This window comes from Vibrio sp. 378 (assembly GCF_033339435.1).
The window spans coordinates 207542-222844 of sequence record NZ_JAWOUO010000001.1; the positions used below are offsets into that span (position 1 = coordinate 207542).

The window sequence follows — 15303 nt, forward strand, 5'->3', positions numbered from 1 at the left end:
TGTTGATTAATGTCATATTTTTGTTACGTAAACGCCTTATGTTATTCGTCAAATTATCGTTGGACTAGATCAGAATGAGAGCGACAGGCACCGGACAATTTGGTACCCAATTAGGAAAAATTAGAAGCAGCTTAAAACAGCAGATTCTTTCCGGCATCATGTCGGAAGGACAAAAACTGCCGTCAGAGAGAGAGCTCAGTGAGCTGTTTTCTACGACTCGAATCACTATCAAAGATGCGTTGGTGTCTTTGGAAACGGAAGGTCTTATTTATCGAGAAGAGCGCCGGGGTTGGTATGTATCTCCTGAGCGTATCTGTTACAACCCGTTGTCTCGTTCTCACTTCCATCAAATGATTCGAGAGCAGCATCGTATTGCAGAAACTAAGTTACTCAACGTGCGAAGTGAAATGGCCGCAGGTGAGTATGCCAAATCGTTAGAGGTGGAGCGAATTACCCCAATTTATGTAATTGAACGGTTACGTTTTATTGATGGGCGAGCGGTATTGTTTGTTGAGAACGTGCTCAAAGCGGCACTGTTTGAGGGGATATTGTCTGAGAACCTCACCATGTCCCTGACGGGCATTTATCGTGAGAAGTATGGTTACGAGACAAAGCGCTCTCGTTTTGATGTGATTCCCACGTCAGCTCCTGCTCATGTCGCTAAGGCGTTGAACCTAGCTGAAGGACAACCCGTTCTGAAAATTCGGCGGGTAAACTACAAACAAGATGGGCATTTAATGGACTGCGAATTCGAGTATTGGCGTCCAGACGCAGTGATGATTCGTATTGATAGCGTAGGATAAAGCGCAGAATTAAAAAGAGCCCAATTAAGGGCTCTTTTTCGCATATTGGTAGGAAGGCGCTTTAAACGAGGCCTTGCTCTTTCGCCATTCTGCTTGCAATGCCGGGTGCTTTCCAAATGCTTGGCAGCAAAATGAAAGACACAGGCACGGCAGTAATTACAATGAAAGACTGCAATGCAGAAATACCACCAGAGCCCATTGAGATAAGCGCAATAGCGACAATACCCATAATCAGCCCCCAGAACGAGCGAATCACTGCGTTTGGTTCTGTTGAGCCCGTCATCACTACACTGATTGTGTAAGTCATCGAGTCACCTGTCGTCACGATAAATGTTGTCGTTAAGATCAGGAACAGAACCGAAATGATCATTGGGTAAGGTAATTCACCAGTAATCGCTAGCAGTGCTGCGGGCAAGTTAAAGCCTTCAAACGCAGATGAAATCAAACCAGGGTTATCAAGTTCAAACGCAAGGCCACTGCCACCAACGATACTAAACCAGAAGCAAGTAATCAGCGGTGCCGCGATGCTAATAGACATGATTAATTGGCGAATTGTACGACCACGAGAGATACGAGCAATAAAGATCGCCATCATTGGGCCATAACCGATAAACCAACCCCAGAAGAATACTGTCCACCAGCTTAGCCAGCCTGTATCACCACGGTAAAGTGCCATAGGGAAGAAGTTATCCACCATACGACCAACGCCTTGCACGTAGCCATCAACGATAAAGCTTGTCGGCCCGAAGAACAGGATGTAACCAATTAACAGTACAGACAAAATGATGTTGTAACGACTGACGATTTGAATACCCTTGCTCAAACCGCTTAGTGCAGAAAGGGTATACATCAGGATCGCCGCCATAATAACCATACTTTGCGTTACGAACGTATCTGGCAGGCCAAACAATGAATTTAGCGCGTAGCTAATTTGTAAACCTAAGAAGCCGATAGGACCGATGGTTCCTGCCGCTACGGCAATGATGCTACATGCGTCAGCAACATCACCAATCCAGCCTTTAATGGCTTTATCACCAAACACAGGGTAAAGCAGAGTACGCGGCTTAAGAGGCAGGCCTTTATCGTAATGCAAGTGCATTAAGACAATGGAAGATAGACCACCAAGGATCGCCCAAGCTAAGAAGCCCCAGTGCATAAAAGACTGAGATAGGGCATTGATTGCGGCAGTTTTCGGTGAGGCTTCCCCGTATAGAGGCGGAGCAGTCACAAAGTGGGCGATAGGCTCAGCAGCAGCCCAGAATACACCACCACCTGCAAGTAGAGTACAGAGTACGATTGACAACCACTTAAAGTTATCAATATCAGGTTTCGCTAGACCACCTAGGCGCACATAACCAGTGCGACCAAACGCAAGAGCCAAACCAATTAGGAAATTCAGAAGAAGCAGTACTTGCCAGTAAGCTCCGAAATATTTAGTAGCAAAGCCGAAGCCGGTGTTAACCATTGCGGTTAGAGAGTCGGTATTCGTTAGAGCAAGTAAAACGAATAGAGTGAGGAAGCTACCACTTAACCAAAAGACAGGATTGGTGAGTTCGAGGCGCTTGAGTAAAGATGGGGGATGAATAGCAGAATAGTCAGCATCCTGAATAGGCGCTGTGTGGGAGGCGGCATTCGTCATATTTGACATAATTACTTCGCTTTTTAGGGCTATGAAGCCGTGCATTTCCCCTCACATCGTTTCAACGAAAAGTGTGAGGATGTTCAAAAAGCCGATGATGTTAACATGTCGAAGTTGCAAATATAACCTTAGATTTCGATTAATTTTTAACAGGTTAGCCAAGTTGCTGATTTTTGGGTAGAGATCAAAAGAAAGAGTTTTTACGTGAAATGCACCGCATTTCGTATGTAATTAACATTTCCCTTATTTTTGCATGGGATTATCAGGATTACATTGAGAAAACATGTTTTTCCCAAGCTAAGGTTTCACTCGATGGCTCACTTCGAACTTAACGGGCAGTGGATGCTTACCTCGCCACAGCGTCCCAATCTTGAAATTCCAATGTTTATTCCGGGCGATAATGTGTCGGCGCTTTTACAAGCAGAGCAGATTCCAGATCCTTATTTTGCCGATAATGAAAACAAAGTTCGATGGATTGAAGAGTGTGAGTGGCATATCTCACGTGAGTTTGAAGTCGACGCGTTTACGTTGTCTGCCAAGCAAATTTGGATGACGCTAACTCGTGTCGATACATTGGCAACCTTCTATGTTAATGGTGAGCTAGCACTAACGTGCAGCAACATGTTTACCCAGCAACGTGTGGATATTAAACCGCATTTAAAGCAAGGTACTAACACGATTCGGGTTGAGTTTGCTCGGGTGGATTTAGAAGGTATCGCAAGAGCAAAAAAATTGCCATTTCCTATTCCATCGGCAATGGGCAACAACCAAATTCCACACATGAACTTGATCCGCAAAACACAATGCCATTCCGGATGGGACTGGGGCATTTGCTTGATGGTATCGGGTATTTACGACCCCATTCAAATCGACATTGTGAATGAGCTTTGGCTCAAAGGCTTCTCGACAGAGCAGCAATGGCAAGCCGATGGGAGTGTGTTTCTTGATGTAGTAGTTGAAGTGGAAACGGACAGTCAACGCCATGAAATGATTGTTGAATTTAATGGTGAGCGTCAATGTATTCAAACAAAAGGAAGTGGTCACTATCATTGCCAGTTCCACATTTTGGAGCCTCAACGCTGGTGGCCATCGGGTTATGGCGAAGCGTATCTCTATCCCATTACCATTTCTTGCAGAGAGCAAAAGTTAACGCACAACATTGGTTTGCGTCAGTTAACCCTAAATAACCAAGCTGATGAGCACGGCTCTGCAATGGAATTTATCGTCAATGGCGTACCGATTAATGCTAAAGGTGCCAACTGGATCCCTATTGACGCAATGCCGGGGCGAGAGTACGAAACACGTTATCGCAACCTTTTGCAAAGTGCGGTTGACGCCAACATGAACATGATTCGCGTATGGGGCGGTGGTCAGTACGAGAGTGAAATCTTTTATAACCTTTGTGATGAACTTGGCTTGTTGGTGTGGCAAGACATGATGTTCGCCTGCTCGTTGTACCCATCAAACGACGAGTTTTTAAAAGAGGTAGAAGAAGAACTTAGATTCCAAATCCCGAGGCTCAAGGAGCACCCATCAATCGCACTTTGGTGTGGTGACAATGAAGTGATTGGAGCTATTGGTTGGTATGACGAATCTAAGCGCAGTAAAGTCAAATACACGGTTAACTACGATCGCCTCAACCGCATGATTGAGAAGGAGATTACCGAGCAAGATAGCACTCGCCGTTTCTGGCCAAGTTCCCCATGTAATGGTGAACTGGATTTCGGTGATGCGTGGCATGATGATAGTAAAGGCGATATGCACTTTTGGGACGTTTGGCATTCAGGAAAATCATTCAGTGCCTACCTTGACGTGAATCCTCGTTTTTGCTCTGAGTTTGGTTTTCAATCTTGGCCATCTTTTGCTGAAGTTAAGCGGTTTGTCCCTGAGCAAGACTGGAATATTACATCCCCAACTTTCGAACAACATCAGAAGAACCCTCGAGGTCATAGTATTATTACAGAGATGTTCACGCGCTATTTTCGTTTTCCCTCTGGATTTGAGAGCATGCTGTATTTAAGTCAAGTTCAGCAGGCAATCGCGATCAAAACTGCATGCGATCATTGGCGTGCCATTTCTCCAGTTTGTCGCGGCATGCTGTACTGGCAACTCAACGACAATTGGCCTGTCAGTTCTTGGTCTAGTTTGGAATACAGTGGTCGATGGAAGCAGTTGCACTACCATGCAAAACGCTTTTTTGCGCCGCAGTATTTGGTATTTTCCGAGCATACAGGCGAGTTGAGCCTACATTTGCTCAATGATGCCAAAGAGTCCGCAAGCGTCAACGCATTGCTCAAGTGGGTAGATTGGCAAGGGGAAGAAAAGCAATGTTGGAGCTTAGAACAAACAGTCATAGCAGACAGCAATACGATTTTGTGGCAGTTGGATGAATTGATCGAGAAGGATGAACTTACGTCAGGCTTCTTCTATGTTGAAGCGCAAATCGGTGAAGACAGAATAAGCAACACATGGTTTAGTACTCACGAGCTAAAAACCTTGCCGATAGCGAAAGCCAATATTGGTGTCTCTATTGAAGGGAGGCAAATTACTTTGATTGCGGATAAGCCTACGTTTTTTGTTCATTTGGAGAGTGATGCTGATGGAAGGTTCAGTGACTCTAGTTTTACTCTGTTGGTCAATGTTCCAATGACGGTTGAGTATTTAGGTGATGATGTTTCAGGTATGCAGCAGTCGTTGAGGGTATACCACCTTAATGATTAAAGCGGGCATAGAACATCTATATGCTGATAACTAAAAAGGGAGCGTTTGCTCCCTTTTTAGTTATTAAGTATCCGTTATTAAGCTCAGGTTGAGACAGAAGTTTATTTAAGTTTCTGATGGACCCGATAGCTAACGACAAAGCCAATGTAGAATAGTGCAGCAAGAGTAATCACTGCCGTCGCGTACGCCAGCAGGCTGTTTAACCCTAAACCAAAAGCCAAAGTGAAGGCGATACCATGAATGGCTTCCGCAGGGATTCGGTACCAAGCAGAGTGGACGGAAGATCCGAAGAGGATAAAGGTACTAAGTAAGACAATCGTGCCGCCTATAAAGCCGACCCATCTGCTGTTGTTCATGTTGCAGTCTCAGGGGTTACCGAGGTAACGTAACAAAATATTTCAGAATCGTATTATACAACCGATCATCGCGAAAAGCGCTAGAGAAATTTCGCTGATAAAACAGAGTGTTTTAATTCGAACAAAAGAATACGACCATAGCCAACTTAATACAGGAATAACAAAACATGTTGAGATTTATACAACGTCGCCGCATTAAGAAAGTGATTAAACTAATGAGTGCCAGATTGATGGTGGGATACGGCAGTCGTGAGTACTTTTCGGTTGGTCAGGTAAAGACGAGCACCAGCGAGTTAAGCGCGTGCCAACAAAAAATCGCGTTGGCATTATATGCGGATCCGCAAGATCTTGATTTGGAAAACCAACCAGAGTTGCAAGCCATCCGCTCTGATGTGGCGCATGACTTCTTCGCTGGTGTCGATTATACCGCTCAAGATGTGCTTAATTTACTCGGCTCTGGTGGCTGGAAAGGTGGCCGAATGGAAGATGGAATGTCTCATCATTTTGGTATGCACAGTCGCTATTAAAAACATGCGTTAATTTTATAAATTCGATAAATATTTTTGCTGTTAAAGATTAATTAAATTTTCTTTCAATTGGGTAACAATTACCTAATTATGCACCCGAATCCCAGCGCGTCGCTGGACTGGTTGGATTGCATACCATGAAATTAATCATCAAAGGATTGGGGCTGAGTGCTCTTGTGCTCAGCATGTTTGCTCATGCAGATAGCAAAACGTTGAACGTTTATGCATGGGGTGGCTATTTGCCGGAAGCATCGTTAAAAGCGTTTGAAAAACAAGAAGGCGTTACGATTAATTATTCGACCTTTGAGAATAATGAATCAATGTATACCAAGCTAAAATTGCTAAAAGGTTCTGGTTACGATGTGGTTTTTGCTTCTGCGTACTTCATTGAAAAAATGGGTCGAGAAGGACTGCTTTCGAAAATAGATCACGCTCAAGTGCCAAACATGCAAGACACAATGGACGGCTTACTTGGCCAAGCGCACGATCCTAAAAATGATTACTCGCTGCCTTATATTTGGGGCATTACCGGGATCAGCTACAACGAATCCATGGTTGAGCAACCAGTGACCAAATGGGCAGACTTATGGGAGTCTCAATACGAACAACAAGTCATGCTGATTGATGACGTTCGCGATGTGTTCGGTATGGCGCTGAAGAAAAATGGCCATAGCGTGAACACAAAAGACGAAGCAGAAATCGAGCAGGCTTTTGATTCTCTAGTCGCGCTGAAAAACAACGTATTACTTTACAACTCAGATGCGCCGCAAGTCCCTTACGTGTCCGGTGAAACATCGGTCGGCATGCAATGGAACGGCAACGCATTCCAAGGACAGGTTGAAATGCCTGAGCTGAAGTTCGTGATGCCGGAAGAGGGCGCGGTATTGTGGATGGACAACTTCACTATTCCGTCTGGCAGTAAAAACAAAGCATTGGCGCATAAATTTATTAACTTCATGTACCAATCAGAGAACCAAGCGGAAATCGTGACCAGTTTGGGTTATGCGTCGGCAACGAACGCTGGGCGTGACAAATTGCCAGAAGAGTTGAAAAACAACCGTACTATTTTCCCTTCATCAGAAGACTTGAAAAAAGGCGAGTTTATTAATGATGTTGGCGCAGAAACGTTAGCGATTTACGAAAAGTACTGGCAACGTTTAAGAACGCAATAAGCAACGTCTTTGCCTATTGTTAGGCTTAAAATCGTTCAAATTTGGATTCCCCTCATCACGAAAGTGGTGAGGGGAATTTTTTTATAGGTTTTGTACTGCGAGTGTTGCTACGCGGCACGCTTTACGAGGCAGAAGTGCTTTTTACCGCGTTGCAGTAACCAATATTGATCAAACAGTGGGAAGCTTAAACTCGGGTTATCAGCCGCCACTCTTTCACCGTTTACACTGATGGCGTTGTTGCTGATGTGTTCGCGTGCAACACGCTTCGAACTTGCTAAGCCCGACTCAATCAACAGCTCAACCAAATCTTGTTGTGTGCTCTCAATGCTTGGTAAACCATCCAACTCCAACTGTTTTAATTCACCCAAACTCAGTTGTTGCACATTACCGCTGAATAAAGCTTGAGTGATACGCTCGGCACTGGCTAGGCCTTCTTCGCCATGAACAAATCGCGTCATTTCTTCAGCGAGAATACGTTGTGCTTGTGGCTTACCTTGGCTTGCTTGGTCTTGCGCTTCAATGCTGGCAATTTCTTCGCAGCTCAAGAATGTGTAGTAACGCAAGAAGTGGTAAACGTCTGCGTCTTCTGCGCCAAGCCAGAACTGGTAGAACGCGTAAGGAGAGGTTTTGCTAGGATCTAGCCATACTGCACCGCCTTCGGTTTTGCCAAATTTGGTACCATCGGATTTGGTGATCAGCGGCAGAGTTAAGCCAAATACTTGCTCACCATTTTGACGGCGAGTTAAATCGATCCCGCTGACGATGTTTCCCCATTGGTCATTGCCACCGATTTGCAAACGGCAACCGTATCGACGGTTTAGCTCGGCAAAATCGTACGATTGCAGTAGGGCGTAGCTAAATTCGGTAAAGGAGATACCTTGGTCAGGTCGTTGCAGGCGTTGTTTTACCGATTCTCGGTTGACCATAGTATTGATTGAGAAGTGCTTACCCACATCGCGGAAGAAGTCGATCACATTGATCGCTTTCATCCAGTCAGCGTTGTTTACCATGATCATCGGCTTGGCCAGTTGGTGATTCATCAACTGCTGAATTTGATTAGAAAGATCGTTAACCCAGCCTGAGACGATTTCCTCTGAGTTCAGACTGCGCTCAGTCGCTTTAAAGCTTGGGTCGCCAATCATGCCCGTTGCACCGCCAATCAAGGCAACAGCTTGGTGTCCGGCATCTTGAAAGCGCTTAAGCATAATCAAAGGCACGAGGTGGCCGATATGTAAGCTGCCAGCTGTAGGATCGAAGCCGCAGTAAACGGTTTGTGGCTGTGAGAGAAGTGTCTGAATTTCTTCCAAATCGCTGGCTTGTGCAATCAAGCCGCGATCTTGTAAATCTTGCAGTAATGGTGTCGTCATTCTTTTTGTCTGCTTTAGTGGTTGTTACATTCAGACTAAAACGCGACACCTTTTCTCGATATATCCCTTAAGGGACAGTTTTTTATCTTGAATGGAGAATGAGGTGATTGAGGAAAAGCTGGAATAACTCACTCAATGAAGACACATTTAATTGCGAGTAAATTCGCTTTCGATGATTTTTGACTGTGCCTTGAACTAAGTGTAACCGCGCGGCAATTTCTTTTGTGTCAAACCCTTGAGCGAGAAGCGAAGCTACCTCTTGTTCGCGACGGGTGAGTGATTCTACGCCAAACGTTGCTAAAGCTTGCTCAATGGCTAATCGCATACTGCCAGAATAAGCACTCTGTGCAAAAACAGGCTCAGAAAAGGTAAATTCCGTTTGTTTCCAATGCTGCTGACAAAGCGACTGAATTATCGGGAAATAGGGCTTTAGCTTATTGATTTGTTGCTGAGAAAAGTATTTTCCATCAGTCATATATCCGAAGTACAGCATGACCCAACGGCCAGATTCAACTTCGACTAGCATGCTAAGCTCGTCTTTCCACCCTGTTTGATGATAGAACTGCTCGCAGTATGAGGTGAAGTCAACGCCTTTACGCGCCACGTCTTTGAGCGTAAATACGCCTTGTTGCTTTGTCTCGTTTAGTTTGAGAAAAAAAGGGTCATTTTGAAATGAGTCAGTAAGGTAGCGTTGAAAAAGTAACTCTCGCTCGTTCTCAATTGAGTCGTAGAGATAAATAGGATGTTTACCTTCTCGGTAACCTAAAATAACTGCGCAATCAAAATGAAAAAGAGTGCGAATGACACGCATAAGTTTAGGAGTAAAGTTAGGCGTGTTAAGAGCAGAAATTGCTTCTGCTAGCAGATTATTAAAGTTATTGTCAGGCATGGGATACCGAATTGCAGGTGGTTTTGCGCAAGCATAACCAAAAGCAATCCAACGAGAAAGGGAAGTCGCCATCTTCTGGTGACTTCCATAGAGAAAGTTGCGTAAGTGCTCAGTTTTGAGGAATCATATCCCCGTTAACTTATTGATAAGGGTGCATAACAACGGTTTTATTTAAGCGATTAGTTGCTATGCATTACTGCGAGTTAGTGAGCTCTTCGTTAACCCAATATTTAGAACCAGACACGTTAGCATCGATGAGCAAACCTTTAGCGTTCAACTGATAGACGGCGACGCCGCTGTTAAATTGTTTTGAAAGTTGCTCTGAATCTTCGCCCGCAACAGCAGAGGCTTCACTTGTGGCCTCCCATCCTTCGTTGACGAACGTATCAAAGTCTTCTTTGCTCTCAAACAGAACCACTTGTTGGTAAAATTTGCCGCCAGCCCCAAGTGCAACGCCCAAACCAAACATATTCATATAAGTGCGTTCTTCTGTTTCCTTATTCACTGCGACTCCTGACCCTGAGTTGGTGTGAAACAGCAAAGATAATTTACGAGAATCAAAGACCGCGTAGCCGTACGCGTTGTCGTAAATAGCTTTTGCCTCCGGCTTTTCATTAAATAACTTGAGCAAAGCGCTATCTGCCATTAAGTCCACGGCTTGGCGAGCTTCTTCTGGCGTATCGCCTTCCATCAGCTCATCAATTTTTTTGTCGGCAGCATCTATCCATTCTTTGCTTTTCTCGATGCTGGCTTCTGTCCATTCGCCTGCGGTATTGATCGCTTCCTCGGACCAATTCGTGAAATCTTGCCACGCTTGTTTTGAAAACGCTTTGGTGTCGTCCCAAGCATCTTGGGCAGTATCAGAAACTGCGTCGCCAAGCTCAGACATTTTATTGGAAATTTCATCCCAATCGGCATAAGCAGGGGATGCCAGGAGCATCAATGTAGTAAGGAGTGCGATAGGCTTTTTCATCAAATTCTCTCTGGAGTTATCGATATACCATTCATTTTAGGTCATCAGACTTTGATAATGAAATTGACTAAATGACGAACTTGAGAGAGGAATCACGAACTGATTGTGAAATGACGTGTGAATAACAAAGCCCTCACAAGGGGAGTGTGAGGGCTAGAGTTTATCGTGTGTTACTTGCTGCTAACTTTACCGAGTTTTAACCAAGTATCGATAACCGTATCTGGGTTTAGTGATACAGAGCTAATACCTTGATCCATTAGCCATTCCGCTAGGTCGTCGTGGTCTGATGGGCCTTGACCACAAATACCAACGTATTTGCCTGCTTTTGTTGCCGCATCAATCGCCATCTGAAGCATCACCTTAACCGCTGGGTTGCGCTCATCAAATAGATGTGCAACATCGCCAGAGTCACGATCAAGTCCAAGCGTTAGCTGAGTCATGTCGTTTGAGCCAATCGAGAAGCCATCAAAGTACTTCAAGAACTCATCGGCAAGGACCGCGTTGGATGGCAGTTCGCACATCATGATGACTTTAAGACCCTGATCGCCACGGCGCAGATCAAACTTCGCTAGCAAATCAATCACTGATGCTGCTTCGCTTGGTGTACGCACAAATGGGATCATGATTTCAACGTTTTTCAGACCCATTTCGTTACGAACGCGTTTGATTGCTTGAGTTTCTAGCTCGAAGCAGTCTTCAAACACTGGAGAAATGTAACGAGACGCGCCACGGAAGCCAAGCATTGGGTTTTCTTCATGCGGTTCGTATGCTTTACCGCCAACCAAGTTGCTGTATTCGTTAGACTTAAAGTCAGACATACGAACAATAACGCGTTTCGGCCAAAATGCCGCAGCAATGGTTGCGATACCTTCTGTCAGTTTGCTTACGTAGAAATCGATAGGATCTTTGTAACCACGAATACGCTGAGTGATTTCTGCTTTTAGCTCATCGCTTTGTGCATCAAAGTTAAGTAATGCTTTCGGATGGATACCAATCATCTTATTGATGATGAATTCAAGACGCGCAAGACCAACACCTTCATTTGGAATTTGTGCGAAGTCAAACGCGCGATCAGGGTTACCCACGTTCATCATGACTTTTGTTGGTAGCAGCGGCAGTTCATCAACAGAAGAGCGTTTTACATCAAACTCAAGTTCACCTTGGTAAACGTAGCCCGTTTCACCTTCTGAACAAGATACGGTCACGGTTGCACCATCGGTTAACTTGCTTGTCGCATCGCCACAGCCAACGATTGCAGGAATACCAAGCTCACGAGCGATGATGGCAGCGTGGCAAGTACGGCCACCACGGTTGGTTACGATTGCAGATGCTTTTTTCATCACTGGTTCCCAATCTGGGTCAGTCATGTCTGTAACTAGCACGTCACCTTCTTGGACTAAAGACATTTGGTCCAGAGAGTCAACCAAGCGAACCACGCCTTTACCGATGCGCTGACCGATTGCACGACCTTCAACCAAAACATCCGCTTTGTTTTGTAACTCGTAGCGCTCAATCACGTTTTGTTCCGTTTGTGAACATACGGTTTCAGGACGCGCTTGAACAATGTACAGCTTGCCATCAATGCCATCTTTTGCCCATTCAATGTCCATTGGACGCTGATAGTGCTTTTCGATGATCATTGCTTGTTTTGCGAGCTCTTTGATCTCGTCGTCGTTCAATGAGAACGTGTTGCGCTCTTCATCAGAAGTATCAACGTTATCAACTTGTTTGCCGATTTCTTGGTTATCTGAGTAGATCATTTTGATCAACTTAGAACCAAATGTTTTCTTAACGATTGGGTGTTCGCCTGCTTCAAGCATTGGCTTGTGAACGTAGAACTCGTCAGGGTTTACTGCACCTTGAACGACCATCTCGCCTAGACCCCATGAAGAGGTGATGAAGACAACTTGGTCGAAACCCGATTCAGTGTCTAGTGTAAACATAACACCCGACGAGGCTTTATCTGAACGCACCATACGTTGGATCCCCGCAGATAGCGAGATGCCACGGTGGTCGAACCCTTGGTGAACGCGGTAAGAAATCGCACGGTCGTTAAATAGAGAAGCGTAAACGTGCTTAGTTGCTTCTAGTACTGCGTCGATGCCTTTCACGTTCAAAAACGTTTCTTGCTGACCAGCAAAAGAAGCATCAGGTAGGTCTTCTGCCGTAGCAGATGAACGAACTGCGACTGAAAGCTCAGGATTGCCTTCGATCAGTTCTTGGTAATTTTCACGAATTTCTTGTTCAAGGTCCGCAGGGAAAGGGGCCTCTAATACCCATTGACGAATGTTTGCACCTGTCTTACGCAGAGCTTCTACATCTTCAACGTCTAGTTCATCGAGTAATTGGTGAATACGCTCATCCAAACCTTCGTGGTCAAGGAATTGGTTAAACGCGTATGAGGTTGTCGCAAAACCATTTGGTACAGAAACGCCTGCGTTTGCTAGGTTAGAAACCATTTCGCCAAGTGAAGCATTCTTACCGCCGACTTTGTCGACATCATCCATGGATAGGCCATTGAACCAGAGGGTGTTCTTTTGCATGTCTTTCTCCAGAAACATTGCAGCTTAGTAGGGGGACTTAAATCGATCTAAACAATCGCATGTTGGCTGTTATTACACGTTGACCATACATTGCTTCATTTAGATTGATATCAAAGGCAAACGATTACGTTCTGGCTGAAAAAAATTCAAAAGAATTTTTAAAGCTGTGGTGAACCTAACTGAAAGCCAAACTGATTTATTAATATTATGTGTACCATCCTACTCAAAAGATTTTGAAAAATTAAACAGAAATGCAAATAAATAACCAAAGTCGTGATGTATTCTATGTTTCTGACGGTACGGCGATAACATGTGAGACATTAGGGCATGTTGTTCTCGGTCAATTTCCGTTCATTCCTAACGAAAAAACCTTTCCGTTTGTAGAAAGCCAGGACAAAGCTACTGACGTAGTCAAAGAAATTGAAACTTCCTACCAGCGCAATGGCGTCAAACCTCTGGTCTTTTTCTCAATTGTCGTTCCAGAAGTACGTGAAATGCTGCTTGAAGCGCCGGCATACAGTTACGATGTTTTGGAAAGCATTGTGCAGAAAGTGCAAGACGACATTCAGATGGCACCAAAGCCTAAGTTGCAGCGTTCTCGCAGCGTGGGGAAAGATTCCGACACCTATTTTGACCGTATTGCGGCCATTGAATACACATTGGCGCATGATGATGGCATTACGCTAAAAGGGTTGGAGCAAGCTGATATTATCTTACTTGGCGTGTCGCGCAGTGGAAAAACGCCGACTAGCTTGTATATGGCGATGCAATTTGGTTTACGTGTTGTGAACTATCCGTTCATTGCGGAAGATGTGAAGATGATGCGTTTGTTGCCTGAATTTGAGATCCATCGTCATAAGTTGTTTGGGCTTACTATCGACCCTGAACGTTTGACTGAAATCCGTGAAAATCGTTTGTCTGGAAGTGATTACGCTAGCACAGAGCAGTGTAAGCTGGAGCTAGACACTGTTGAGGCGTTGTTTAGAAGAGAGGCGATCCCATATATCAATACGTCCTCTCTGTCTGTTGAGGAAATTACTACGCGTATTCTGGAAAAAGCAGGAATGAAGCGTCGCTTGTTTGGCTAACAAGAGACGCTCATGTCGCTATGTGTAAGAGGAGGTAAGATGTATACCTCCTCTATCGAATGAACCTTAGACAGAATTAATAGTATTGGAACATCTTTTGGATGTCTTGATAGTTTTTGGTCTGAGTCAGTGACAGCATCAGTAAGATACGTGCTTTTTGTGGGTTCAATGTACCAGCGGCAACAAAGCCGTATTTTTCGTCATCAATTTCAGCATCCAAAGTGGTTGAGCCGCTAGGCGTTCGGGAGCTTCTTACAACAACAACGCCATCTTTACTCGCTTTCTCTAGCTCATCAAACACAGTGTGGTACAAGTTACCATTACCGACACCAGCACTTACGATGCCGTCAAACTTCGCATCCACAAAGGCTTTCACTGGCAAATTGGAGGCATTTGCATAGTTATAAACAATACCGACCTTAGGCAACTTAGTAAGCTTTGATACATCGAATGGGGTTTCTGTCGTATGTTTACGCTCTGGGCTTCGTTGATATTTGGCATCGCTATTATGAATGTAGCCGATAGCACCAAAGTTGGGTGACTGGAAAGTGCTGACGGAGGTTGTATTGGTTTTTGTCACATCTCGCGCATCGAAAATCGTGTCATTCATTGCGACTAGCACGCCACGTCCTTCTGAATCTTCATCGGTGGCTGTTACGACTGCATTGTATAAGTTGACTGGTCCATCAGCACTCATTGCGGTGGAAGGACGCATTGCACCAACGATCACGACAGGCTTTTTGCTCTTGACGGTCAGATCAAGGAAGTAAGCGGTTTCCTCTAACGTATCCGTACCATGAGTAATGACGATGCCGTCAACATCATCTTGAGCGAGTAGCTCATTAACTCTTTTCGATAATTTTAGCCACACTTCATCATTCATATCTTGTGAACCGATACTGACCACTTGCTCTCCAGAAATATCGGCAATTTTGGTCATACTCGGCACCGCAGAAATCAATGATTCAACGCCGACTTTACCTGCTGTGTAGTTTGACTCGGTTGCAGATTGACCTGCGCCTGCAATGGTGCCGCCAGTGGCAAGAATTTTAATGTTCGGAAGATCGGATTGCGCGAAAGACAAAGAACTAAGGCACAAACCAAGGGTTATCGTACTGAGGCGGAAAATATTTTTCGTCATGGGAATCACCTGCTGTTAGGTTGGATGTTGGGGAACTCATCTATCCTAAAAACAGCGGGTTAGATTTTTTGAGTACTAGTTCAA

At 44.7% G+C, this 15303-nt stretch carries 12 protein-coding genes; 5 read left to right on the forward strand and 7 right to left on the reverse strand.

Features of this window, described 5'->3' with window-relative positions; translation table 11 throughout:
• The first annotated feature begins 74 nt into the window (after nt 1-74).
• Nucleotides 75-803, forward strand: a complete 729-nt coding sequence (locus tag R7Q48_RS00985; RefSeq protein WP_005387087.1) for a UTRA domain-containing protein — start codon at nt 75-77, stop codon at nt 801-803.
• A gap of 61 nt (nt 804-864) precedes the next feature.
• Here the strand turns inward: R7Q48_RS00985 and R7Q48_RS00990 are convergent, their stop codons facing one another.
• Nucleotides 865-2451, reverse strand: a complete 1587-nt coding sequence (locus R7Q48_RS00990) for a BCCT family transporter (protein WP_005373846.1) — start codon at nt 2449-2451, stop codon at nt 865-867.
• 303 nt (nt 2452-2754) lie between these two features.
• On the opposite strand from R7Q48_RS00990, the gene R7Q48_RS00995 reads away from it, so the two are divergent.
• Nucleotides 2755-5163, forward strand: coding sequence for a beta-mannosidase (locus tag R7Q48_RS00995; protein ID WP_318132108.1), 2409 nt, complete (start codon nt 2755-2757; stop codon nt 5161-5163).
• A gap of 101 nt (nt 5164-5264) precedes the next feature.
• Here R7Q48_RS00995 and R7Q48_RS01000 read toward each other — a convergent pair whose 3' ends face one another.
• Nucleotides 5265-5519 carry a hypothetical protein gene (locus R7Q48_RS01000; protein WP_017819806.1) on the reverse strand — a complete coding sequence of 85 codons (255 nt, stop codon included), beginning with the start codon at nt 5517-5519 and terminating at the stop codon, nt 5265-5267.
• Nucleotides 5520-5686: 167 nt separating this feature from the next.
• Between R7Q48_RS01000 and R7Q48_RS01005 the strand changes: the two genes are divergently transcribed.
• A complete protein-coding gene (locus R7Q48_RS01005) occupies nt 5687-6046 on the forward strand; it encodes a DUF6559 family protein (protein ID WP_104980439.1) in 360 nt (119 codons plus the stop codon).
• Nucleotides 6047-6183: 137 nt separating this feature from the next.
• Nucleotides 6184-7218 (forward strand): ABC transporter substrate-binding protein, encoded by a 1035-nt coding sequence (locus R7Q48_RS01010; protein WP_017633571.1) that lies wholly within the window; start codon nt 6184-6186, stop codon nt 7216-7218.
• Between the two features lie 107 nt (nt 7219-7325).
• Here R7Q48_RS01010 and tyrS read toward each other — a convergent pair whose 3' ends face one another.
• The 4 genes from tyrS to ppsA form a co-directional block, all read right to left on the reverse strand.
• Nucleotides 7326-8585, reverse strand: coding sequence for a tyrosine--tRNA ligase (tyrS, locus tag R7Q48_RS01015; RefSeq protein WP_017633572.1), 1260 nt, complete (start codon nt 8583-8585; stop codon nt 7326-7328).
• Between the two features lie 82 nt (nt 8586-8667).
• Nucleotides 8668-9474 carry a response regulator transcription factor gene (locus R7Q48_RS01020; protein WP_021707696.1) on the reverse strand — a complete coding sequence of 269 codons (807 nt, stop codon included), beginning with the start codon at nt 9472-9474 and terminating at the stop codon, nt 8668-8670.
• 193 nt (nt 9475-9667) lie between these two features.
• Complete coding sequence (locus R7Q48_RS01025) at nt 9668-10447, reverse strand: hypothetical protein (RefSeq protein ID WP_005373824.1); 780 nt, start codon at nt 10445-10447, stop codon at nt 9668-9670.
• 170 nt (nt 10448-10617) lie between these two features.
• Nucleotides 10618-12990 (reverse strand): phosphoenolpyruvate synthase, encoded by a 2373-nt coding sequence (gene ppsA, locus R7Q48_RS01030; RefSeq protein ID WP_318132109.1) that lies wholly within the window; start codon nt 12988-12990, stop codon nt 10618-10620.
• A gap of 251 nt (nt 12991-13241) precedes the next feature.
• Between ppsA and R7Q48_RS01035 the strand changes: the two genes are divergently transcribed.
• The gene (locus R7Q48_RS01035; protein WP_005373820.1) at nt 13242-14078 is read left to right on the forward strand and encodes a pyruvate, water dikinase regulatory protein; all 837 of its coding nucleotides are present in this window, start codon (nt 13242-13244) and stop codon (nt 14076-14078) included.
• 76 nt (nt 14079-14154) lie between these two features.
• On the opposite strand, the gene ansB is transcribed toward R7Q48_RS01035, so the two are convergent.
• Nucleotides 14155-15219: an L-asparaginase 2 gene (gene ansB, locus R7Q48_RS01040; protein ID WP_167415723.1), complete on the reverse strand. Its 1065-nt coding sequence runs from the start codon at nt 15217-15219 to the stop codon at nt 14155-14157.
• Nucleotides 15220-15303 lie beyond the last annotated feature (84 nt).

Bases quoted from the DNA above. Each gene is read 5' to 3' on its own strand.
- R7Q48_RS00985 (WP_005387087.1), top strand. From the start codon at position 75: ATGAGAGCGACAGGCACCGGACAATTTGGTACCCAATTAGGAAAAATT.
- R7Q48_RS00990 (WP_005373846.1), bottom strand. From the start codon at position 2,451: ATGTCAAATATGACGAATGCCGCCTCCCACACAGCGCCTATTCAGGAT.
- R7Q48_RS00995 (WP_318132108.1), top strand. From the start codon at position 2,755: ATGGCTCACTTCGAACTTAACGGGCAGTGGATGCTTACCTCGCCACAG.
- R7Q48_RS01000 (WP_017819806.1), bottom strand. From the start codon at position 5,519: ATGAACAACAGCAGATGGGTCGGCTTTATAGGCGGCACGATTGTCTTA.
- R7Q48_RS01005 (WP_104980439.1), top strand. From the start codon at position 5,687: ATGTTGAGATTTATACAACGTCGCCGCATTAAGAAAGTGATTAAACTA.
- R7Q48_RS01010 (WP_017633571.1), top strand. From the start codon at position 6,184: ATGAAATTAATCATCAAAGGATTGGGGCTGAGTGCTCTTGTGCTCAGC.
- tyrS (WP_017633572.1), bottom strand. From the start codon at position 8,585: ATGACGACACCATTACTGCAAGATTTACAAGATCGCGGCTTGATTGCA.
- R7Q48_RS01020 (WP_021707696.1), bottom strand. From the start codon at position 9,474: ATGCCTGACAATAACTTTAATAATCTGCTAGCAGAAGCAATTTCTGCT.
- R7Q48_RS01025 (WP_005373824.1), bottom strand. From the start codon at position 10,447: ATGAAAAAGCCTATCGCACTCCTTACTACATTGATGCTCCTGGCATCC.
- ppsA (WP_318132109.1), bottom strand. From the start codon at position 12,990: ATGCAAAAGAACACCCTCTGGTTCAATGGCCTATCCATGGATGATGTC.
- R7Q48_RS01035 (WP_005373820.1), top strand. From the start codon at position 13,242: ATGCAAATAAATAACCAAAGTCGTGATGTATTCTATGTTTCTGACGGT.
- ansB (WP_167415723.1), bottom strand. From the start codon at position 15,219: ATGACGAAAAATATTTTCCGCCTCAGTACGATAACCCTTGGTTTGTGC.